The sequence below is a fragment of the Haloferax denitrificans ATCC 35960 genome (assembly GCF_000337795.1).
GTDB classification, from domain to species: Archaea; Halobacteriota; Halobacteria; order Halobacteriales; family Haloferacaceae; genus Haloferax; species Haloferax denitrificans.
The window spans coordinates 105,858-126,345 of sequence record NZ_AOLP01000008.1 but is presented as its reverse complement, the minus strand read 5'-3'; the positions used below and the strand labels follow the sequence as shown (position 1 = coordinate 126,345).

Annotated in this window: 17 protein-coding genes and 1 pseudogene; 10 read left to right on the top strand and 8 right to left on the bottom strand. The window is 66.9% G+C overall.

All coding sequences use genetic code 11. The features are described 5' to 3' along the window. Window position 1 precedes the first annotated feature (1 nt). The 3 genes from C438_RS05990 to C438_RS05980 form a co-directional block, all read right to left on the bottom strand. Window positions 2-2,521, bottom strand: a complete 2,520-nt coding sequence (locus C438_RS05990; protein WP_004968425.1) for a molybdopterin-containing oxidoreductase family protein — start codon at window positions 2,519-2,521, stop codon at window positions 2-4. Next, window positions 2,514-2,753 (bottom strand): 4Fe-4S ferredoxin N-terminal domain-containing protein, encoded by a 240-nt coding sequence (locus C438_RS05985; RefSeq protein ID WP_004968424.1) that lies wholly within the window; start codon window positions 2,751-2,753, stop codon window positions 2,514-2,516. The genes C438_RS05990 and C438_RS05985 overlap by 8 nt, the downstream gene beginning before the upstream one ends. A gap of 133 nt (window positions 2,754-2,886) precedes the next feature. Then, window positions 2,887-3,528: a helix-turn-helix domain-containing protein gene (locus tag C438_RS05980; RefSeq protein WP_004968423.1), complete on the bottom strand. Its 642-nt coding sequence runs from the start codon at window positions 3,526-3,528 to the stop codon at window positions 2,887-2,889. 58 nt (window positions 3,529-3,586) lie between these two features. Here C438_RS05980 and C438_RS19985 point away from each other — a divergent pair. The 8 genes and pseudogenes from C438_RS19985 to C438_RS05945 form a co-directional block, all read left to right on the top strand. Then, window positions 3,587-3,783, top strand: a pseudogene (locus tag C438_RS19985) (glycosyltransferase family 2 protein); the annotation flags it as partial. Between the two features lie 250 nt (window positions 3,784-4,033). Continuing rightward, window positions 4,034-5,200 carry an aspartate-alanine antiporter-like transporter gene (locus C438_RS05975; protein ID WP_004968422.1) on the top strand — a complete coding sequence of 389 codons (1,167 nt, stop codon included), beginning with the start codon at window positions 4,034-4,036 and terminating at the stop codon, window positions 5,198-5,200. Window positions 5,201-5,383: 183 nt separating this feature from the next. Further along, the gene (locus C438_RS05970; protein WP_239640655.1) at window positions 5,384-5,974 is read left to right on the top strand and encodes a hypothetical protein; all 591 of its coding nucleotides are present in this window, start codon (window positions 5,384-5,386) and stop codon (window positions 5,972-5,974) included. Window positions 5,975-6,068: 94 nt separating this feature from the next. Next, a complete protein-coding gene (locus tag C438_RS05965) occupies window positions 6,069-6,794 on the top strand; it encodes a twin-arginine translocation signal domain-containing protein (RefSeq protein ID WP_004968420.1) in 726 nt (241 codons plus the stop codon). 55 nt (window positions 6,795-6,849) lie between these two features. Then, window positions 6,850-8,676 (top strand): spermidine synthase, encoded by a 1,827-nt coding sequence (locus C438_RS05960; protein ID WP_004968419.1) that lies wholly within the window; start codon window positions 6,850-6,852, stop codon window positions 8,674-8,676. Between the two features lie 6 nt (window positions 8,677-8,682). Next, on the top strand, window positions 8,683-9,249 hold the full coding sequence (locus tag C438_RS05955) for a hypothetical protein (RefSeq protein ID WP_004968418.1): 567 nt from the start codon (window positions 8,683-8,685) through the stop codon (window positions 9,247-9,249). Window positions 9,250-9,297: 48 nt separating this feature from the next. Next, window positions 9,298-10,254 carry a hypothetical protein gene (locus C438_RS05950; RefSeq protein ID WP_004968416.1) on the top strand — a complete coding sequence of 319 codons (957 nt, stop codon included), beginning with the start codon at window positions 9,298-9,300 and terminating at the stop codon, window positions 10,252-10,254. Window positions 10,255-10,470: 216 nt separating this feature from the next. Next, complete coding sequence (locus tag C438_RS05945) at window positions 10,471-12,774, top strand: pentapeptide repeat-containing protein (protein ID WP_004968414.1); 2,304 nt, start codon at window positions 10,471-10,473, stop codon at window positions 12,772-12,774. Window positions 12,775-12,801: 27 nt separating this feature from the next. Here the strand turns inward: C438_RS05945 and C438_RS05940 are convergent, their stop codons facing one another. Both C438_RS05940 and C438_RS05935 read right to left on the bottom strand, forming a co-directional pair. Next, window positions 12,802-13,632 carry a carbon-nitrogen hydrolase family protein gene (locus C438_RS05940; protein WP_004968413.1) on the bottom strand — a complete coding sequence of 277 codons (831 nt, stop codon included), beginning with the start codon at window positions 13,630-13,632 and terminating at the stop codon, window positions 12,802-12,804. A gap of 42 nt (window positions 13,633-13,674) precedes the next feature. Continuing rightward, window positions 13,675-14,028 (bottom strand): hypothetical protein, encoded by a 354-nt coding sequence (locus C438_RS05935; protein ID WP_004968412.1) that lies wholly within the window; start codon window positions 14,026-14,028, stop codon window positions 13,675-13,677. Between the two features lie 251 nt (window positions 14,029-14,279). Here C438_RS05935 and C438_RS05930 point away from each other — a divergent pair, with 251 nt between their 5' ends. After that, on the top strand, window positions 14,280-14,705 hold the full coding sequence (locus C438_RS05930) for a DUF5518 domain-containing protein (protein WP_049917780.1): 426 nt from the start codon (window positions 14,280-14,282) through the stop codon (window positions 14,703-14,705). A 194-nt stretch (window positions 14,706-14,899) separates the two neighbouring features. Here the strand turns inward: C438_RS05930 and C438_RS05925 are convergent, their stop codons facing one another. The 3 genes from C438_RS05925 to C438_RS05915 form a co-directional block, all read right to left on the bottom strand. Next, on the bottom strand, window positions 14,900-15,622 hold the full coding sequence (locus tag C438_RS05925) for a ThuA domain-containing protein (RefSeq protein ID WP_004968409.1): 723 nt from the start codon (window positions 15,620-15,622) through the stop codon (window positions 14,900-14,902). A gap of 495 nt (window positions 15,623-16,117) precedes the next feature. Then, on the bottom strand, window positions 16,118-18,058 hold the full coding sequence (locus tag C438_RS05920) for a hypothetical protein (RefSeq protein WP_004968408.1): 1,941 nt from the start codon (window positions 18,056-18,058) through the stop codon (window positions 16,118-16,120). A 228-nt stretch (window positions 18,059-18,286) separates the two neighbouring features. Beyond that, window positions 18,287-19,225 (bottom strand): dihydrodipicolinate synthase family protein, encoded by a 939-nt coding sequence (locus tag C438_RS05915; protein WP_004968406.1) that lies wholly within the window; start codon window positions 19,223-19,225, stop codon window positions 18,287-18,289. Window positions 19,226-19,338: 113 nt separating this feature from the next. On the opposite strand from C438_RS05915, the gene C438_RS05910 reads away from it, so the two are divergent. Next, window positions 19,339-20,391, top strand: coding sequence for a Gfo/Idh/MocA family protein (locus tag C438_RS05910; RefSeq protein WP_004968404.1), 1,053 nt, complete (start codon window positions 19,339-19,341; stop codon window positions 20,389-20,391). The last annotated feature ends 97 nt before the right edge of the window (window positions 20,392-20,488 follow it).

The window sequence follows — 20,488 nt, the reverse complement described above, 5'->3', positions numbered from 1 at the left end:
TTCAGTCACCTCCCGCCCCGGCGCTGGTCGCGCCCGAACCGGTCGGCTGATTGCTCGTGTACTTGCTCGTGTCGACGTCGCTCGGGGCCGGTTCGACCTCGACTCTGGTGTCGTAGAACGCGAAGTTCCCGGTCACCTCACACACGTCGGTGTGCGTCAGGTCGTTGTGGTGGCCGCGGACGTAGTCGCTTCCCCACCAGCCCTGGTCGGTGTTCACCAGCCCGGGTTGCATGCCGTCGTTCACCTTGGCCTTCACGACCATCTCGCCGCGGTCGTTGTGGACGCGGACGTAGTCGCCGTCTTCGATGCCGCGGGCGGCCGCGTCCTTCGGGTTGATGTCCAACTGCGGTTCGTTGTTTATCTCGCGGAGCCAGTTTTGGTACTCGTACTGCGAGTGGATGCGCCACTTCGAGTGCTTCTGGATGAACATCAGCGGATAGTCCTCCGCCGTGTCCCAGTCGTCTGCCGTCCGGCTCTCTATGTGCTTCGGCAGTTCTAGCGTGATGCCGCCTTCGGTCGGTGCGTCCTCGTCGTACAGTTCCAGCCGGCCCGACGGGGTGTTGAACGGCCCCGTGAACTTGACGACCGGCGTGCTCACCTTCACCGTCCCCTGTTCTTTCAGCGTCTCGTAGTCCACCTCGTCGTCGTGGGCGAGCAGTTCCCGAAGCGTCGCCGACTTGTCGCGATTGAAGTAGTCGCCGAAGCCGAGGCGCTCGGCCAGCCTGACCAGCATCCAGTGGTCGGACTTCGACTCCCACAGCGGGTCGTGGGCCGGCTGGCGGTACATGATGTGCGGGTGGCCGCCCCACGTGTCCACGACGTCCTCGCGTTCGAACCAGTGGGACGCGGGCAGGATGATGTCCGCGTGCTGGACCGACGGCGTGTGGTGCATGTCGGCGACGGCGATGAGGTCGAGGCTCTTCGACGCCTCCAGCCACCGCTGTCTGTCCGGCATCTGATTGGCGATGAAGTTCGACTCCTGGGAGTACATCACCTTCAGCTGGTAGGGGTCGCCGGACTCCATCGCGGTGAGGATGTCCGTCTGCGCGAGGGAGGTCGTTCCGGGTCCGTCCTCGGGCGCGTCATACCCGCCGTTGTCGTACGACCCGCCGAGCGGGTGGCTCCCCTGAATGCTCCCGTGGCGACCGAAGTCGCCGGTCAGTCCGAGCAGGATGGCGTACGCCTGCCCGAAGGTGTGGCCGTACTTGTAGCGGTCGACGCCGTAGCCCGAGGCGATACCGCCGGGGCCGCGCGTCGCCAGCCAGCGCACCGCGGTGCGGATGTTGTCGGCGTTGATGCCGACCTCGGCCGCGACGGCGTCGGCGTCGTAGTCGGCGACGTGCTCTTCGAGGAGCGAAAGCGCCGTGTGGCAGGCGACGCCGGCGACGGTGTACTCGCCGAACAGCGCGTACTCGCCGTACGTCTCGGGTTCGAGCGCGACCGGCTCGCCCGTCGATTCGTCGACCGCGACCGGCAGGTCCTCGGTCACGTCGTCGAACACGTCGCTCGCGTCGAGCAGTTCGCCCGTGTCGTCGCGGACGAGCGCCGGCCCGAGCGTCCGCTTCCGGAGGAACTCGGTGTCGTAGGTCCCGTCGTCGAGGACCGTCTTAATCATCGACAGGGTCAGGAGCGTGTCCTTGCCCGGCTTGATCGGGAGCCAGAGATCGGCCTTCGCGGCGGTGTTCGTGAACACCGGGTCCACGCAGACGAGCTTCGCGCCGTTTTCGACCGCGTCGAGGAGCTTCGAGGCGTCCTGTTGGAGGTTGCTGGCGAAGATGTCCGACCCCCAGACGATGACCGTGTTCGCGTTCCGCCAGTCGACGACCTCGTTGGTCGGCACGTTGAAGAAGCCGGCCCCGGCGAGCCGACGGAAGCCGAGCCCGACGTTGATGTCGATGGACCACGACTTCTGGGTCCCGCCGAACAGCGACGACAGCCGGCTCTGGATGGTGCCGCTGACGCCGTTGTTCCCCGACCCCGTCTCGAAGTAGACGCTCTCGGGGCCGTAGTCGTCGCGGACGCGCTCCATCTCGCCGGCGATGTAGTCGAGCGCCTCGTCCCACGTGACGCGCTCGAACTCGGCGTCTTCGCCGCGGCCCTCGGGGTTCGGACTGCCCGGCTCCCAGCCGACGCGCTTCATCGGGTACTTGAGCCGCGTGGCGTTGTAGATGCGCTGGGTGTGCGACAGCCCGAGGGTACAGGCGCGCTTGTACCGCTCGTCGGCCGGAATCTGCGGCTCGATTTTCCTGACGCGCCCGTCGCGGACGTGCGCTTCGAGCGGACACTTCCCGCGGCAGTTCGGCGCGCACGCCGTCCTGATAACCTCGTCCTGTCCGACGTAGCTCTCGATACCGGGGTTCTGCCTCGACGCCGGCTCGGTGGCGGTCTCGGCCAGCGAGGAGGCGTAGCCGCCGCCCCCGAGTCCGAGCGCGACGGCCGCGGCCCCGCTGGCCTTCAGCACGTCGCGTCTGAACACGCCGTCGCCGTCACCTCCTTTCGAGCCGCGCCGGTCGTCACTCATCGAACCCCTCCGGTTCGGTCGGTCGGCGGTCCTCGCCGAACTCCGCGACGACCACCTCGTGATACTTCTCGTGGAACGCCGCGTCGGAGAGCTCGCCGTTCGAGACCCGAATCGCGTCGCGGGCCATCCGCAGTCCCAACTCGGCGTCGTAGTCGCCCCCGTCGAGGATGGTGGCCGCTTCCGACTCCCACTCGTCGAGCGGAGTCAGTCGCGGCTGTTGTGGGTCGGTCATAAGTACACACGTACTGTGGAGGCCTCCCCCGGTAGGCCGCCCGCTGGATAATGAAGCAGTTTATGTACTCACCGGCGCGCGGACCGGCTCGAACGTCAGCTGTCTACCGATTTTCGCTCGGCCGGCTCGGCGGTCATTCGGCGTCGAACACCGCCGTTGCGAGCTTGGCTTCCACCGCGTTCAGCCGCTGGGAGAGCGCCGACTTCGAGATGCCGAGCGCCTCCGCGAGCGCCGCTAGCTCCGTCCGCCGCGGCGTCTCGTAGTAGCCGTGGTGGACGGCGATGAGCGCCGCCTCGCGCTGTTTCGCCGTGAGCGACGAGAGGTCGATGGTCGCCGTCTTCGACTCGGCCGAATCGCCGCGCCCGTCGGAGGTGAGCCGCCTGAGACAGACGCGCTCGGCCACCTCGTCGAGCCGCCCCACGAGGGTCGAAATCGTCTCGCGGTCCGAGAGATACGTCTCGACGACGATGTGCCGCCCGTCGGCGCGGCGGATACGCGGCACGCATCCGAACTCCCCGAACGCCCGACAGAGACAGTCGTCGCCGACGCTCGTCGTCGTGTGAACCACCTTCGAGTCGGTCCCGTCGTCGACGGTCACCTCGGCGTGACAGGTGTCGCCGTCGAGGTGCGTGTGGACGTCCTCGACCGCCGAGTCGGGGCCGGCTAACGGGCACGAACAGCGCTTCGCGGGCTCGATTTCCAGTCGGAGCTGGAGGTGTTGTTCCCGCGGTGTGTCGGCTCCCGCCTCCGCGACGCCGCTCGTGGAATCAGCCATCGGTAGTCAGTCGGTCAACACCGGGGAAGTGGGTTGTGCTGGTTCTCACATTTCGGCACCGCTCTGGGGGTTCGTCTCCCCGGTCGAACACTTCGCCGTCACGACCACCCCCTGGAGACGGTCGAAGAGCGCAACCCCGCGTTCGAACCCGGTTCGCTCACGCAACACGACGGGCGGAACGACCTGCCGGAACAGTTGGACGTGAATCGGTTCACGAGCGAACTTCGGGAATCATTTCACATCCCTGATGATTGATTGTGGGCCGTTCGACCCGTCTCGCAGTGGTGGCTGATAATATCCCGTAGAATACAGTGCGTGCGTTGCAGTACAGCGATTTTCCGGCGTCGCCATCCCGTGAGAATCGAATCAAGCCTTATCCGTCGCATCCGCGAACTCCCACTTGTATGTCACCGAGAAAACAAGTCTGTCATCATCGTTCACGCCGCTCGGTCGGGGGCGGCCCGACCCCTCGCGTGCACCGTCTCGGTACCGGGGGTGAACGCCCGTGGCGATAGTCGAGTCGCTCGTCGGCAACGGGCTGTTCGTCCTGTTCCTCGCGGTGCTCGTCGGGATGGGGCTCGGCAAAATCAGCGTCCGCGGCGTCAAGTTCGGCGTCGCGGGCCCGCTCTTTGCGGGGCTGGTGCTCGGCCACTTCGGCTTCACCGTCCCCGACGCGTACAGCGGGCTCACGCTGGCGCTTTTCGTCGCCGCCGTCGGCCTCATCGCGGCCCACGAAATCGAGGGGACCGTCAAGGCGTACGGCCTCAACTTCGTCGCCGTCGCGGTGCTGATGCCGACCGTCGCGCTGGCGCTCACCTACGTCTGGACGCAGTTCGTCTTCCCCAACGCGTCGACGCCGCTCATCATGGGGTCGTTCTCGGGCGCGCTGACGAGCAGTCCGGGGCTGGGGTCGGCCATCGAGGCCCTCCCTGCGGCCGCCCGGCAGGACTACCAAATCGGTCACTCCGTCGGCTACGTCGTCGGCGTGCTCGTCATCGTCGTCTTCCAGCAGTTGTACCCCGTCATCGCCCGGCTGGACCTCGATGAGGAAAAACGCCGCTTCGACGAGGCTATCGGCGGCACCGACGACGACGAATCGGGCTCGTCGGTCACCGAGGTGACGTTCAGCGTGATGGGCTACGCGCTCGTCATCGTCGCCGGCGCGGTCGTCGGGTCGATTCCGATTCCGATGGGTCCGTTCGGCACGCCCTCGCTCGGCACGACCGGCGGCGTCCTCGTCGCGGCGCTCGTCTTCGGCTACTTCGGCCGGGTCGGCCCCGTGCCGACGCGCATGGACACCGGCATCCTCTCGGAGATTCGGGCGTTCACGCTCGCGATGTTCCTCGCGGTCGTCGGCATCGGTGCCGGCGGCGGCTTCCTCGCGACCATCGCCGAGTACGGCCTCCAAATCGTGGCGGCCTCGGCGCTGACGAGCTTTATCGCCATCCTCGCCGGGCTCGCGCTCACGCGATACGTCTGGGGCATGGACTGGATTAGCGCCGCCGGCGGCATCACCGGCGGTCACACCGACACGAAGGGACTCGCGGCCGCCGTCGACGCCACCGGGGCCGACGAAGTCGCGGCGGGCTACGGCAACACCTACCCCTTCGCGCTCCTGTTCATGGTCGTCTACGCGAAGCTCCTCGTCCTCGTCATCCCGCTCGCCGCGTAGCGCTGAGGATGTCGCTGTACGGGGCGACACGGCCGCAAACCCACCGCAGTCGGGCGCTCTCTCTCTCGCGTCGCGTCCGCACTCGACCCCCGGTCTGGGTCGCCGACGACCCGGCGGGGGCTGGCTCCCGCACGGTGACAATCGAACCGCCGATTGATGCGCTCACGGCGCGTCTTCTCGCGCATGAGCGCGCACGCGAACACCGGTCCCGACCGCACCCGGCGACGCGAGCCCTTCCCGGCGTACGGGCCCGTGGACGCGGCGCTCGGGTTCGCCGTCTTCTACCTGTTCGTCGAGCGCGCCACGCCGACCATCGTCGAAATCGCGACGAGCGTCGTCCCCGGGCTCTCGGCGTCGGCGGTCGGCTTCGGTCTCGCGGCGATGCTGTGGTTCGTCTTCGCGCTGACGACGCTCGACCAACTCCGCCGGCAACTCGCGGTTCTCGGGGTCGTAACGGGCGACAGCGGCCGAACCGACGGCGCGTGGTCGGGTCGGGCTGTTCCGTCCGTCCCGTGGCTCCTCGTCTCCGCTGTCGTCGCCGTCGTCGGCGGGTTCATCGCCTCGGTCACGTTCGACCGCGCCGTCGACGCGGGCATCGCACTTATCCGACTCGTCGCGGGCCTCGGCGTCGGCGCGTTTCCAGCCGGCGCGTTCCCGCTCGTCGAGTTCCTCGCGATGGTCGTCTTCTTCGTCGCGTTCGGCGCGGCATCGCGCTCGCTCGACAGGCTCGTCGTCGGGAGCGTCAGGGTCGCGTTCCGAGTGGTCCTCCCGTAGGACGCGTCAGGAGACGAGATTTTCTTTCCCGCGAGACGTATCGAACCACAAGACTGTTATCCTAGTTTTCTGATTGACAGAGACGAGAGTCCCCATGAAGCGTCGCACGTTCCTCCGACTGACCGGCCTCGGGGCCGCCGTCGGACTCGCCGGCTGTCTCGGTTCGAACTCCCCTCCCCCGCGAAAGTCGAGCGTCGTCTCCGACTTCGAGGCGTCCGACGGCTCGCTCGTCGTCGACCTCGCCGACCAGACGTGGGTGATGTCACGCTACGAAGCCACAGACCAGTCGTCGCTGTCAGGGTTCGACCCGCAGTCGCTCGCCGCGCTCAGCCCCGTCGGGGTCGCGAGCGCGAAAGGCAAGAGCGGCGGCGGTGGCGGCCGCGGTGCGACCGGCCGCGGCACGGGCGGCTACGCCTCCGCCCCGCGGACGGTCCACGGCCACGCGTGGTACCACGGCGGCGACTACGCCGACGACTGGTACGAGAACAACGCCAACCAGGTGAGTCGGTTCCCCGTCGGCGTCGCCGCGCTCGGCATCGCCTACCTCGGGTCGACCGCGGCGATGCGCGACGACGCGCCCGACGCCGGCCCGGTGCCGTGGGACCGCGAGATTCAGGACCCGAACGACACCGTCGAGTACGACCTGTCGGACGGGAGCCAACTCGGCCGGGACGGCTGGTACCGCGTCGGCGCGCACGTCGTCGGCGACGACGTGAACCACGACTTCCGCTGGGAGTGTTACGACCTCGAAGTCACCGACGGCGTCGGCGACGCGGGGTACTCCATCGAAGAAGAGTGGAAAGTCTCCCCGCGCATCTGAGCGCGGCTGGCGCGCGCCCTCCGCCCTCCATCACGCACCCACTCGCCCGCAATCGATGTCTCACGAACGAACTGACACGGCGACGCTCCTGACGCTCACCTTCGTGGTGTCGTTTTGTAGCTTCGCCTACGAGTTCGTCTACTCGGAGCTTCTGACGGTGATGTACGGCGGGACGGTCACCCAGTACGTCATCACGGTCGGGCTGTACTTCTTCAGCCTCGGCATCGGCGCGGCCCTCTCCGACGACCTCGACGGCGCGACCCTCGGCGGGAACTTCTTCCGCACCGAGGTGTTGCTCGCGGCCGCCGCGCCCGCGGGCTTCCTGCTCATCGTCGGCCTCAACAGCGTCCGCATCCCGCAGGCGGTGCCCGCGGAACTCGTCTGGACCGTCGCCCGCCTGCCGGTCGTCGCCGTCGGGTTCCTCTCAGGGTTCGAACTCCCGCTTTTGACCCGTATGTTCGACGACCTCGACGACGACGGGTCGGCGACGCCCTCGTGGCTCCGAACCGCCGGCGATCGAATCCACGACTCCGTCGTGGCCGCTGTCGGCACCCTTTGGACCGTCAAGCGGACTGAGGGCCGCAGAAGCGGGCTGTCGGTCATCCTCGCGATGGACTACGTCGGCGGCCTCGCCGGTGCCGTCGTCTACGCTCGCGTCCTCTATCCCGGCCTCGGCCTCATCCCGACGATATTCGTGCTGGCGCTCCTCAACGGAGTCGCCGCGCTCGTCTTCGTCGCCCACTTCGGCGAGTGGTCGTGGTGGCCCCTCGGCGGCGGCGAGTACGCCGATTCACCCGACAGCGTTGCCACCGCCGGGAACGCGGCCGCCAGCGCTCGGGCCGACCGCTCGCTCTCGGCCGCTCGCGTCTCGAAGACGCTCCTCGTCGTCTGTCTGCTCCTGACGGCGACCTACGCCGGCGTCGTCGCCAAACACGACGTCGCCGACGAGCGCCTGTCGCAACTCTACCTCGAACAGCAGATAGAAAACGAGTACTCGCCGGGCGCGATGCGCGCGACGGTCACCTCCCAAGAGACGACCGCCTACCAGCACGTCATCCGGTACGACCGCACGTGGACCGGAACCGGGCCGAACCCGTACTTCGACGGGCGGACCGAGCAGTGTCTCCGCCTCGGCGCGGCCGTCCAACTCTGCGAGAGTTGGGCCGACAGCTACCATCAGGGGCTGGTCGACGTGCCGATGTCGCTCGTCGACCCCGGTCCCGAGACGAAGGTGCTCGTCGTCGGCGGCGGCGACTGGATTGCCATCGACCACCTGCGGGAGTACGGCGTCACCGTCGACCACGTCGACCTCGACGGCGAGTTCATGCGCGACGCGAAGACGGACCCGTTCTTCCGCCGCTGGCACGACGACGCCTACGAGTACGACCGACTGAACACGACGGTCGCCGACGGCTACCACTACCTCCAGGAGACGAACGAGACGTACGACCTCGTGTTGCTCGATATCCCCGGAGCGACCGACGACGACCTGCTCACGCTCTACTCGACGGAGTTCTACCGCTCGGTCCGGACCCACCTCTCCGAGGACGGCGTCGCGGTGACGTGGGGCTACTCGCCCGACGCCTACCCCGAACATCACAAGGCGTTCGTCAACACCGTCGGGGCCGCGGGTTTCACCCGAGAGCTGTCTTACTGGGTGCGCGAGGACCTCGACGACGACGGCGAGACCGAACGCGTCGAGCAGTTCTACGTGCTCGCCGCCGGTGAGCGCCCGCGACTCACCGGCGACGGCGCGACCCGGTACGTCCGCGCCCGCGAGGAGCACTACGACTCGGTCGAGTGGCACGCGGTCCCGCACTACCGCGGCGTCCGCGAGAACTCCATCTTCCACCCGAACTACGACATCCTCGTCGATACCTGACCACCCATGCCCTCTCACTCATCCCCGACGACCGAATCGCCCGCTGGCACCGAATCGCCCGCCGGAACCGAACCGCCAGCCGGCACCGACCCGTCTCAGCCGGACGAGACACCGACGGAACTGTACTTCGGCTACAGCGCCGACGCGCCGGACCTGACGACCGTGGACGTGAAGACGGTCGCCCCGGCGACGCTCGCGGGCGAACCCGCGGTTCTCACCGTTATCGGCGAGTCCCACTACGTCGGCCTGCCGGCGCTCGGCTTCCACGAACTGTGTTCGTGCAAGCCGTTGCCGCACGAGCGGACGCACCGGACGCCGCTTTCGGCCGGCGCGGAACGCGAGTTCCGCTTCGAGAGCGACCGACTCGACGCCCGAACGGTCGTCGAAGGTCGGCCGCTCGACGCCTTCCCCGGTCCGGAGGCGGCGACGGTCGCCTACCGGTTCGACCCGGAGGCGTGGACCACCATCCGCGTCGGCGACGGCGGCTACGAGACGTACCACACCTATCCGGAGTACGACCTCGCGCTGTACACCGAGACGACGATGACCCCCAGACGAGGGGCTCAGCGATGACTCCCGAACGAACTCCCCAGCGATGACTCCCGAACGACAGACCCACCGATGACCCGAAACGCTTCCACCTACGACGGCGACGTGACGCTCAACGGCTCCGAACGACCCCCGGTCGAACTCCGCGACCCCGCGGACGTGTTCGTCGGCGGCGCGAGCGTCGCCGGCGACCTCACCGTACAGAACGCAGAGTACGTCTTCACCCACGCGCCGGTGACCGACGACGCGGCCGTCGGCGACGCGGCCGTCGAGACCGAGATTCGCGGCAGTCTCGAAGACGGCTACGTCCAGTCGGTCGACGGCGACGTGCTTCTGGGCGACGCCGAAGACGTGTTCGTTGCGGCGGACGCCGCCGACGGCGCGGTCTCCGCGCCCGGCGCTGAGAACGTCTACGCGGGCGACGCGACGCCCGCCGCCGCCCCCGACGACTACGACGTGTCCACCTTCGGCTGGAAGCAGTCGGGGAGCGCGACCGACCCCGACACCGGCGTCTACGCGGTCGGCATGGCCCACGACATCGACCTCACGAAGGTCTCCTCCGACGTGGAACTCTACCTCGTCGGCCACGGCCACGAGGTGCGGGTCGAGGGTCGGGGCGCGGCGGTCTCGGTTCACTTCGTCGGCTACGACAACACCGTCAGCGTCGGCCCGTACCTCGCGTCGAGCGTCGAGACCGACACCGGCTTCGACAACGCCGTCGACGCCGACCCCTATCCCGCCGAGGACCTCGTCGAGATGTCCAGAAGCGAGGCCTACTCGAACGCCGGGTTCGGCCGTCGGAAGGTGACGTTCCAAGAGCCGGCCGACGGCGACGAGTGGTGTCCGAACTGCGGCAAGCCCGCCGAGGCCATCATCGAGCGCCACCAGATGGAGGCGTTTTTCCTCTTCGGGTGGCCGCTTTGGACCTTCGAGCGGAGCACCAACCCCGCCCGCGAGTGCGAACACTGCTCGCCCAACGCGATTCACGCCGAGCTCTCGGCGTCCGAGCGCCGCGAGATATTCGACTGACGCCGGCGGTCGTCCGAAGATATATATCAAATCACCAGACACTGTTGCATACACGACTGTCCGCGGGGTCGAGCGTCGCCCCGACGCCCGAGCGCGCTCGCCGACTCCGACCCCGACCCGCCCGTCTCACTCGCAGTTCCCGCCACACCCGCTGTCCACAGCGTATCCGTCCGCCCCTCCCCAGCCATGTCGAGAAATGAGTCCACGCCGGCGCTGATGTCCTCTTCGTCGTGCCGGTACACGTTCGACCCGTCGGTCCAGACCGACGCCCACCTCCAGACGACGTGGGAGTGTCCGCACGAAGCCCACCCCGAAAGCGAGTTCTGCGTGTTCCACATGAGCCGCGACGAGCGCGCCTCGCTCGACGTGACCGGCGACGACATCGTCGACGAACTCCGGGCGAACCTCCAGTCGCCCGACACCCGCGTCAACGAGTACGTCGGCGCGGACCTCCCGCACCTCTCGCTCACCTACCAGGACGTCAACGGCGCGACGAACCACGTCCTCAACTTCCAGCACGCCGATATCGAGGGGTTAGACCTCACTCACGGCCACCTCGACCAGGGGCTGATTCTCCGCGAGGCGACGGTCGGTCGCCTCAAGCTCGACGAGGCGGTCGTCACCGGCGACGTTGACGCCCGGGAAGTCACCGTGACCGGCGCGGTGACGGCCGACGAGGCGACGTTCGAACAGGACGTTCGCTTTTCGGCGGCGACCTTCCGCGGCGAGGTCAGATGCGACGAGACGGCGTTCCAGGGCGACACGAGCTTCGCGGACGCGACGTTCCACGGCACGGCGCGCTTCCGCGACGCCGAGACCAGCGGGAGCAGTCACGTCCTCGACGACAACATCACCTTCGCGGACGCGACGTTCCGCGACGACGCGAGTTTCAGGCAGGCCATCTTCGACTACGTGACGTTCGAGGGCGCGCGGTTCACCGCCGGTTCGGACTTCGAACACGTCGAGTTCGAGGGCGACGCGCGGTTCGACGGCGTCCGCTTCGACGAGATGGCCGATTTCGACGAGGCGCGGTTCCACGACGACGCGAGTTTCGCGGACGCCCGGTTCATGCAGTTGGCCGAGTTCCGCGGCGTCGAGTTCAACGGAGGGAGTCGGACGACCCACGACGACGTGACGTTCGAGGGCGCGACGTTCGAGGGCGAAGCCGACTACAAACTCGCGCGGTTCCGCTATTCGGACTTCAAAGACGCCGTGTTCAAGGGCGAACTCAACTTCGACCGCGCGACGTTCACCGCCCGCACCGACTGCTATCGGCTCCGCGTCGACGGCGCGTTCGACCTCTCTTTGGCGTCGTTCGGCGGGCAGGCGAACTTCGACGAGAGCGAGTTCCGCGACGCCGTCGTCGCCGAGGAGGCGTCGTTCGGTTGTGACGCCTCGTTCGAGGCGGTCGAGTTCCACTCTAACGCTCGGTTCGGCGAGGCGCGGTTCGAAGAGGACGTGACGTTCAAGACCGCCACGTTCCACGGCCTCGCCTCCTTCCGCGGGACGTTCTTTGAGGGCGAACTACAGCACCTCGAAGCCAACGCCTCGTTCAACGAGGCGACCTTCGAAGCCGGCGCGGAGTTCGAGGCGGCGAACTTCACGAGCGCGTCGTTCTGGGAGACGACGTTCCGCGACCGCGCGGACTTCCGGCAGTCGGACTTCGAAACGGCCCGCTTCCGCGTGCTCGTCGGCGACCGCGACACCTACCTCGACTTCACCGACGCGACGCTCGACGGCGGCACGATTTCGCAGGGCTCCGGCGAGCCGACGCCGTACGACCTCACCCGCGCGACCATCGGCGACCTGACGCTGGAGGGCGACGGCAACGAACACGAGCTTCTCGACCACTTCCGCTTCTGTCTCACCGAGTTCGACCGCTTCGACTTCAGCGACCACCACGGCTATCTCGAACGCAACGACTGGACCATCCACGACTTCGTCGGCAACGGCGCGACCGGTCAGTTCGCCGTCGAACTGACGCCCGATATCATCGAAGAAACGTACCGAAAGGCCCAGGACAGCGCCAACGCCGTCGGCGACACCCCCGCGAGCCGCGAGTTCGAGTTCAAGCGCTACTACTACAACCGACAGAAGAACTTCGACATCATCCTCAACGAGTACTCGCTGAACACGTGGGCCCGCGGCAAGAAGGTCGCCAGCGTGGGGCTGAACACGCTCATGCAGGTCACCTGCGGCTACGGCAACCGACTCCCCCGAATCGCGGCGTTCACGTTCCTCCTCCCAGCGCTGTTCGGACTGTGTTACGCCCTCGGCGGGCCGTTTCTGACGCAGGCCGGGAGCGTCTTCGACCCCGCCGCGGTCGACAAGACGACGATGGAAGTGCTCTTCGACAACGTCTACTACAGCTACATCAGCTTCAGCACGGTCGGCTACGGCGACGTCAACCCGCTCGGCCCGGCGGCGCGCGTGCTCGCGGCGAGTCAGGGGATGTTGAACGGGCTGTTTTTCACCCTGCTCACGTTCACGCTGTTCAAGCGCGTCCTCGGCGGGAGCTAATCGAGCCGAGTCGCCCGCGTCCTGTCCTCACTCGTCCGACCGCTCGTACACGTCCGGGCGCGCGTGCTGGAGTGTCTGCATGTCGCGGCGGACCTCGTCCAGATGCGACAGGTCGATAGTGGCGGTGACGACTTCCTCGCGGTCCCGCGCCTTCGAAATCACGTTCCCCCACGGGTCGACGACGAGCGTGCGGCCGTACGTCTCGACCCACGACGGCTTGTCGCCGATTTGGCCGGGCGCGATGACGTACGCCTGATTCTCGATGGCGCGGGCGCGAAGGAGCGGTTCCCAGTGGTCTTTTCCGGTGTGCATCGTGAACGCCGACGGGACGAGAAGGACGTTCGCGCCGGACTGCGCCATCGTCCGGTAGAGCCCCGGAAACCGGAGGTCGTAACAGATAGAGAGGCCGAACGTCGCGAGGTCGGTGTCCACCGTCACCGCCCGGTCGCCGGGCGCGACGTACTCCGATTCCCGGTGTTCGACGCTCCCGTCGAGTTCGATGTCGAACAGGTGGACCTTCCGGTAGGTGTCGAGCACCTCGCCGCTCGGGCCGATGAGCGCCGACGTGTTGTACACCCGGTCGTCGTCGGGGATCCGCTCGAAGAAACTGCCCGTGTGGACGAAGACGCCGTGTTCGCGGGCCTTTTCCGAGAACCGCTGTATCGTCGGTCCGTCGAGCGACTCCGCGACCTCGGCGAACCGCTCCTCCGGGCCGATGAAGGTCGTCATCTCCGGGAACGCCACGAAGTCAGCGCCGTCGGCCGCGGCCTCGTCGAGGAGTTCGAGCGCCCGCTCGACGTTCGCCGCCTTGTCGTCTCGCGAGTCTAGCTGGCACGCGGCCGCCACGAATCGGGACATCTCGTCGGAACGCTACGCGGACCGACGGTATGGTAGTCACGGTTACTCCCTCGGGTCGAACTCCAGGTAGACGAGCCGTTCGTCTCCGACCGTCCAGCCGTGGTGCCCCGGCGGGACGGTCGCGGCACAGCCGGCGGCAATCTCCGTCCGCGTCCCGTCGTCCAGTTCGAGGCCGAGCGTCCCGGAGACGACGTAGATGTCGTGTGCGTTCTGACAGTAGTCCGGCTCCGCGCTCCCGCGGTCGTCGTCGGTTCCCCACTCCGGTTCCAGCGTCGCTCGCGTGACCGCCACGCCGCTCAGTTCGACGGACTCCGTGTGGCAGGCTTCGGACGCCGCGGATTTCGCGGCGGTAAGCTCCGTGACGACTAGCTCGTCGGCCCCGGTACTGTCTGTCATAGGACACGTACCCCGGGCGTGGTAGTATCACTTTCGTCGGTACCGAAATCCGCTCACAAAGTGTAAGAGAGTTTTATGAACCGAGTTAATGTAGTAATTCAGATAGCTACCGATTACCGGAAGCCCGCCGACCTGACAGCTCCACAGTCTGCGAACATATCACGAACTGCTCAGACGCGGAGTACAGTTCGAAGTCCGCCGTCAACTCCCGCCAAAGTATATGACTCCTCAGCCGTTTTACATACGCGAGTATGGTCTCGATTCCCCGTTTCAGAGCTCTCTCCCCGGTATGGAACGCCGCGCTCATCGGAGTGCTTGCCTCGATACCCGTCAGTATCCTCGTAAACTGGCTCCCGAACTCGGAGGCGACTCTCGGTGCTGGCATGATGATATTCGGGGCGTTCGTCGCGGGGGCTGTCGCCGCGGTTCGCTCGGCGGATTCGGGCGCCGCCGGACTCCGTGCCGGACTTCTCGGTGGCGTTCTCGAACTCCTCGTATTTGTGGTGACGGCGGGCACGACGGCGGCGTGGCCGCTGTCCAGACTCGCGTTCTTCGCATTCGCCGCCGGAGCAGTCCTGTGTCTCGCCCCACTCTTCGGTCTGGGATGTGGTCGAGTCGGCGGGTGGGTAGTACGAACCGTTGCCTCGCGGTGGAACCCCACCGCGAGTACGTCGTAGCACCCTGTGGTAGTCCACGCAGAAGTATCATATTATAAATATATGTGTGGAACTGATATACTGAGCATCGATACTCGATTTGGGTTCGAACGCCACCAGTTCTCACAGCGAGACATTGCGAACTCGTTCAGCAACAGTTGTGCGGTTCGTTCCTCAGCGGGGAACCGCCTCCGCGATGACGCGCGCCGCTCCGCTCACTCGTCGACGGGTTCGAGCGGGTCGGTCTTTCCCCACCGCGCCGACGCGCCCTCCGTCGGTGTCGCCCACTCGACGGCGTTGTCGATGACCCGTTTGACCTCGTCTTGGTGGAAGATGGGGTACTCCTCGTGGCCCGGCCGGAAGGCGAAGATTCGCCCGCGGCCGCGGCGATAGCAGACGCCGGAGCGGAACACGTCGCCGCCTTCGAACCACGAGATGAAGACGGTTCTGTCGGGTTCCGGGATGTCGTAGGGCTCACCGTAGGTCTCCGTCGCCGGGATGACGAACTGCTCGTCGAGGCCGTCGGCGATGGGGTGGCCGGGGTCCGCGACCCAGACGCGCTCGCGCTCGCCACCGTGGCGGTACTTGATGTTGCAGGTCGTGCCCATCAGCCGCGTGAACGGCTTCGAGTTCTTCCCCGAGTGGAGCGGGACGAAGCCCATCCCCTCGTGGACGCGGTCGACGACGCGCTCCGCGACGGCGTCTGTCACCTCGTCGTTGGCGCAGTGAGACCACCAGACCAACACGTCCGTCGCGTCCAGCGTCTCCGCGTCTAACCCGTGTTCGGGCTCCTGTAGCGTCGCCGTTCGCACCTCGCGGTCCGGTCCCTCCAGATGCTCCGCGATGGTCCCGTGGATTCCCTTCGGATACCGCTCCGCGACGGCCGGCTCCTCCCGTTCGTGGACGTTCTCGTTCCAGACGGTGACTCGTGTCGGCATGCGCCATACTGTTCGCCCCCGTTGATAAATTCTCTCACCCCGAGCGTGACGGCGGTCCTCGTTCACTCGCAAAATACGTTCCCCAATCGGGAACAACGTGTAATAAGAAAGAAGACCGGCTATCGCCGACGAATATCGAATTTCAGCTATCATAGCTGACGAACTACGAGCTGTCGCCCCGATATTTTCGACCCGATTTCGTTACAGGATTAGGTATGTAATGTCGGTCTGGTGGGCTTCTCTCACGGCCCTTGTCCCGCACTCACATGATACTCTCTGATTAATAATTCCCAACACGGGAACAGCGTTCGGCTCGGAGTTCCCGGCTCGAAACGGTCTGATAGCTAATCACTGGTTTCGAGGCTTCTCAGTCGCTCTCTCGAATAGCGAGAGTTCACACGCCGAATACTGTCGTTCCCTTGATGGGAACGAATCCGCGGTTTTCGAATCCTTGTACTCGTCTTCCGAACACCGCGCGACCGGCCGGTGTCCCGCTTACGACCCCGTCTCCGACCACGGATGGTCGTAACTCGGGTCGTCGACGAAGCGGTCGAGGCCGGCGCGAATCGACATCCGGCTTCCGGCGGGGAGTCGCACCCGGAGCGCGTCCGTACCTTCGTCGTCGGCCGTATCGGCGTCTGCTCCGCCTTCGCCGACACCACGCTCCACCCCGTCGGTCTCGACCGTAGTAAATCGGTGTTCGCCGTACGCACCCGCTTGGACGACGACCTCTTCCTCCCTTGCTCCGGTGTTGACGAGCGTCAGTTCGAGTCCGTCGCTCGTCACCGACTTGACGAGCGCGGCGACGCCCGCCGGCAGTCCCGGCCGCTCTCTTCGGGCGTCGAAGTGCCGCACTTGGGCCATGACGAGGCCGCCGTAGTAGACCGGCTGTGGCGCACCCATCGTGAGTTGGAGCAGGGCCTTGTGGAACGCCGGATTTCGGTCTCGAAGGTAGTCTTCGTCCACAGTCGTCGGCTCGTTCTCCTCGGCGTCGAACAGTCGCAGTCGCTCGTCGACGTGTTCGCGCGTCGCGTCGAGGATTCGGTCCGGGTAGTCCGGGAACTCACCGTCGAGGTAGGCGAGCCACGCGTACTCGTGGCCGTCGCCGTGTTTCGTCTTCGCGCGCGGGTCGACCCGCCGCCAGTCCTGCTTCCCCCAGTCGCGGAGCCGACGCACCCGAGTTCGGTCCGCGTCGCGCATCGACATGTACCAGAGGTGGACCGCGTAGGGGTCGTCGGTGTGCGGCTGGAACTCGTACCAGCCGTCCCGCCACAGCACTTCCCCGTCGTCCTCCGTGAGGACGCCCGAGGCGTCGTAGTGGTAGTCGCCCTCGCCGCCGTACTTGTGCGGGATGTAGAGGGTGCTGTGTACGTCGTCTTCGGCGACTTCGATGCCGTTCTCGATGAGGACGTCGAGTTGCGACCGCGGAAAGTCGAGATACTCCCGGTCGCCTTCGAGCAGGACCGCGTTCTCCGCGGCGACGGTCGGTCCGATTCCGACGTAGTGCCAGCCACCCCACGACCAGCCGTAGTAGCCGCCGTACCACGAGCCGTCTGTGTACTCGCCGATCTCGCCGGAGCACCCGACGTTGTCGGGGATGATGCCGCCGTTTTCGGCCGTCCGCTCCCGCCACGCGTCGAGGTAGTCGGTGACCCACTCGCGGTAGCGGTCGTCGCCCGTGTGGAGATAGGCGTTCGTCATCAGGCTCGTGACGTTGAGGTTCAGCGGGATGTCGCCCTTCGCACAGCGCTCGTTCAGCACCTCGAACAGCCGCTCTTCGTTCGCCGGGTCGAGGAGGTCGGCGGCCTCGTCGAACTCCAAATCCCGCCACGGGAGGCCGTGTCTGGCCCAGCGGTAGTCCGCGCCGTAGGGGTGGTGTTCGTAGGCGGAGAAGTCGCAGAACTCCGGGCCCATGCTCCCGTTCATCGGCCCGCGGACCACCCGCTTTTCGGCGTCGTAGTTCCCCGTCTCCGAGTCGGCGGTGTAGAGGTCCGCGAACCTCGTTGCCCGCTCGACGACCGCGTCGTCGTCGGGCGCGGCGAGGCCCATGTTGTACGTGTAGAGATTGCCCTCGCCGAGGTGGAACCAGTCGCGGCACTGTTCGAACTCGTCGACGACCATCGGGTGGCCAAACGGCGTCTCCGTCGCCGCGCCGCGTTCGAGCGCCGCCTCGTACACGCGGCGGGCGTGGTCGAGCAGGCGTTCGTCGCCGCCCATCGCGTACAACAGCGGCCAGTTGTAGAACCCCTCGACCACGTCGTCGAAGCCGTCGACGCCCACGTGGTCGTCCGGCGGCCAGAACGGTTCCCCGTCGGGACCGGTGTAGTCGGCGACGAACCGGTCGACTGCGTCGGCCATCAGGTCGAACAGCGCTCTCTGTTTGTGCGCCCACGTCGGCGGTCGCGTCGCCTCCGCGGTCGCTTCGAACTCGCGCATGCCCACATACCCCGCGTCTCGGGTGATGAATATTCGGGTCGCGCGAGGCGCGGCGGCCGAGCACGGCCGGCCGCGGCGCTCTCAGTGGTGGGCCGTCGCCGTCGCCGTCGCCGTCGCCGTCGCCGTCGCCGTCGCTCTCGCGGTCCTCGGTCGGTCGTTGGTCGTCTGCCGGCCGTCCGCGGTTCGCGGCTTCCGTCGGTCGCGCGTCTCGTCTTCCGTCGGTCGCGCTCAGTCGATGAGGCGCTCGATGTCGTCGTCGAGTTGGTCGTACAGTTCTTCGGCGCGGCGCTCGTCGTCGGCCGACAGCGACCGAATCGGCTCGCGGACCGACCCGCCGCGCAGGCCGGCCAGTTCGAGACCCTTCTTCACCGCCGGGACGCTGATGGCCCCGTCGAGGCTGTTGTCCTGTCCGGTCTCGGAGCGGAAGTTCTGATAGGGCAGGCAGATGTTCCGAAGCTCGCGGGCGCGCTCCCAGTCTCCCTCGGTGAGCGCGTCGAACAGCGCGAGACCGACTTCCGGGCGGAAGTTGCTCACGCCGGCGGAGAAGCCCTCGATGCCCTCGTTCCAGAACGAGACGGCGAACGGTTCCGCGAGGCCGTCCACCCAGACCACGTCGTCGCCGGTGGTGCTGGCGGCCGCGCCGAGTTTCACGGCGTCTTCGATGGCGTACTTGATGCCGACCACGCCGTCGAGCGCCGCGAGGTCGCGGAGGTAGGTGATTGACGGGTCGAACCCCTTGACGTACGGCACCAGCGGGGCCGTCGAGGCCTCGGCGAGCTTCTCGTAGTAGCGAAGCAGGCCGCGCTCGTGGACGTAGGTGTGGTCCGGCGGCATAATCATCATCCCGTCGACGCCGATGCGGTCGTAGGCGTCGATGAGTTCGCGCGCGCTAGCGGTGCTCCCGCCGACGCCGGCGAGGACGCACACGTCGGACGGGAGCGCGTCGACCGCCGTCTCGGTCACGTCGACGCGTTCCTGCTGGGACAGCGAGTGGTACTCGCTGATGTTCGCCGACGCGAGGAATGTTCGGATTCCCTCGTCGTAGAGCGTCGTCGCGTTCGTTGCCAGTTCGTCGTGTTCGATGTCGAGGTCGTCGTCGAACGGGGTGAGGAGCCCGGCGGCGACGCCGCGCAGGTGCTCGCGCACACCGCTCTCTGCGAGTGGCATACCCGAACCACCGGGCACTCGCGCATAAAATCTTCGGACAGGGGGGTCGCCGCGACGCCGAACGCCCGGGAGTCGGCAAAACAGTTATCCGCTCCATCTCTGTAGTCGAACTCATGCCGCGTCAGACAGACTCGTCTCCAATCGCCGTCGGCGTCGTCGGCCTCGGTAGCCTCGGTCGCCGGCTCTGTCAACAGTTCGTCGAACTCCCCCGGTCGGAACTCGTCGCCATCTCCGACGTGGACCCCGACGGCCTCGCCGAGGTCGGCGACTCATTCGACGTTCCCGAGGCGCACCGCTACCGGTCGTTCGAGGCGTTCCTCGACTCGGCCCCGATGGACGCCGTCGCGGTCGCGACGCCCAACGGACTGCACTACGAACAGACATCGGCCGTGTTGGACCGCGGCCTGCACGTCCTCTGCGAGAAGCCGCTCGCGACCGACGCCGAGGAGGCCTACGAACTCACGACCCGCGCCGAGGCGAGCGACCAAACCGTGATGGTCGGCTACCAGCGACACTTCAACCCGGCCTACAAGCGCGCCCGCGACGAGTGGGCCGACGGCGACCGCGTCCCGCGGTTTATCACCGGCGAGGTGACCCACGACTGGCAGTCCTACTACGAGAGGGAAGACGACTGGCGGATGAACCCCGAGTTGAGCGGCGGCGGCCATCTCCTGAACGTCGGCACGCACGTCATCGACGCCATCCTCTGGACGACCGGCCTCACCCCGACCCACGTCAACGCCTACGTCGACTTCCACGACGACGAGCAGGTGTTCGACCGCCAGTCCTCCATCATCATCGAGTTCGCGGAGGGCGCGGTGGCGAACGTCTCGGACACGGGCGTCGTCGCGCGGACCCGCGAGCACGTCCACATCTGGGACGACGAGGGCGCGATATACCTCGAAGGCCACGAGTGGGACGACCGCACCGGCTACGTCATCGACGACGAGGGGACCGAACACCACCCCTACGACGGCTACGAGCGCTGGCTGAGCAAGGGCACCGCGTTCCTCGACGCGATAGAGACCGGAGAGACGCCGCCCGCGACCGCCCGCGATGGCCTCAAGGCGGTGCTCATCACGATGGCCGCCTACGAGTCGGGCCGGCGGAACGAGCGCGTCGCCCTCGACGAACTCTACCCGTTCGCGTCCGACGCCTTCCAGTAGCGCGCTCGTTTTCCCTCTCCTCTCCGCTCTCGGCTGTCTCCTCCCCGCGTCTCCTGTTGCGAAGCGGAGTTTTATCGTGGTGGCCGAGTCTGTAGAG

What these genes read in the sequence shown, in the direction of transcription:
- C438_RS05990 (WP_004968425.1), bottom strand. Translation starts at nt 2,521, where the DNA reads ATGAGTGACGACCGGCGCGGCTCGAAAGGAGGTGACGGCGACGGCGTG.
- C438_RS05985 (WP_004968424.1), bottom strand. Translation starts at nt 2,753, where the DNA reads ATGACCGACCCACAACAGCCGCGACTGACTCCGCTCGACGAGTGGGAG.
- C438_RS05980 (WP_004968423.1), bottom strand. Translation starts at nt 3,528, where the DNA reads ATGGCTGATTCCACGAGCGGCGTCGCGGAGGCGGGAGCCGACACACCG.
- C438_RS05970 (WP_239640655.1), top strand. Translation starts at nt 5,384, where the DNA reads ATGAGCGCGCACGCGAACACCGGTCCCGACCGCACCCGGCGACGCGAG.
- C438_RS05965 (WP_004968420.1), top strand. Translation starts at nt 6,069, where the DNA reads ATGAAGCGTCGCACGTTCCTCCGACTGACCGGCCTCGGGGCCGCCGTC.
- C438_RS05960 (WP_004968419.1), top strand. Translation starts at nt 6,850, where the DNA reads ATGTCTCACGAACGAACTGACACGGCGACGCTCCTGACGCTCACCTTC.
- C438_RS05955 (WP_004968418.1), top strand. Translation starts at nt 8,683, where the DNA reads ATGCCCTCTCACTCATCCCCGACGACCGAATCGCCCGCTGGCACCGAA.
- C438_RS05950 (WP_004968416.1), top strand. Translation starts at nt 9,298, where the DNA reads ATGACCCGAAACGCTTCCACCTACGACGGCGACGTGACGCTCAACGGC.
- C438_RS05945 (WP_004968414.1), top strand. Translation starts at nt 10,471, where the DNA reads ATGTCCTCTTCGTCGTGCCGGTACACGTTCGACCCGTCGGTCCAGACC.
- C438_RS05940 (WP_004968413.1), bottom strand. Translation starts at nt 13,632, where the DNA reads ATGTCCCGATTCGTGGCGGCCGCGTGCCAGCTAGACTCGCGAGACGAC.
- C438_RS05935 (WP_004968412.1), bottom strand. Translation starts at nt 14,028, where the DNA reads ATGACAGACAGTACCGGGGCCGACGAGCTAGTCGTCACGGAGCTTACC.
- C438_RS05930 (WP_049917780.1), top strand. Translation starts at nt 14,280, where the DNA reads ATGGTCTCGATTCCCCGTTTCAGAGCTCTCTCCCCGGTATGGAACGCC.
- C438_RS05925 (WP_004968409.1), bottom strand. Translation starts at nt 15,622, where the DNA reads ATGCCGACACGAGTCACCGTCTGGAACGAGAACGTCCACGAACGGGAG.
- C438_RS05920 (WP_004968408.1), bottom strand. Translation starts at nt 18,058, where the DNA reads ATGCGCGAGTTCGAAGCGACCGCGGAGGCGACGCGACCGCCGACGTGG.
- C438_RS05915 (WP_004968406.1), bottom strand. Translation starts at nt 19,225, where the DNA reads ATGCCACTCGCAGAGAGCGGTGTGCGCGAGCACCTGCGCGGCGTCGCC.
- C438_RS05910 (WP_004968404.1), top strand. Translation starts at nt 19,339, where the DNA reads ATGCCGCGTCAGACAGACTCGTCTCCAATCGCCGTCGGCGTCGTCGGC.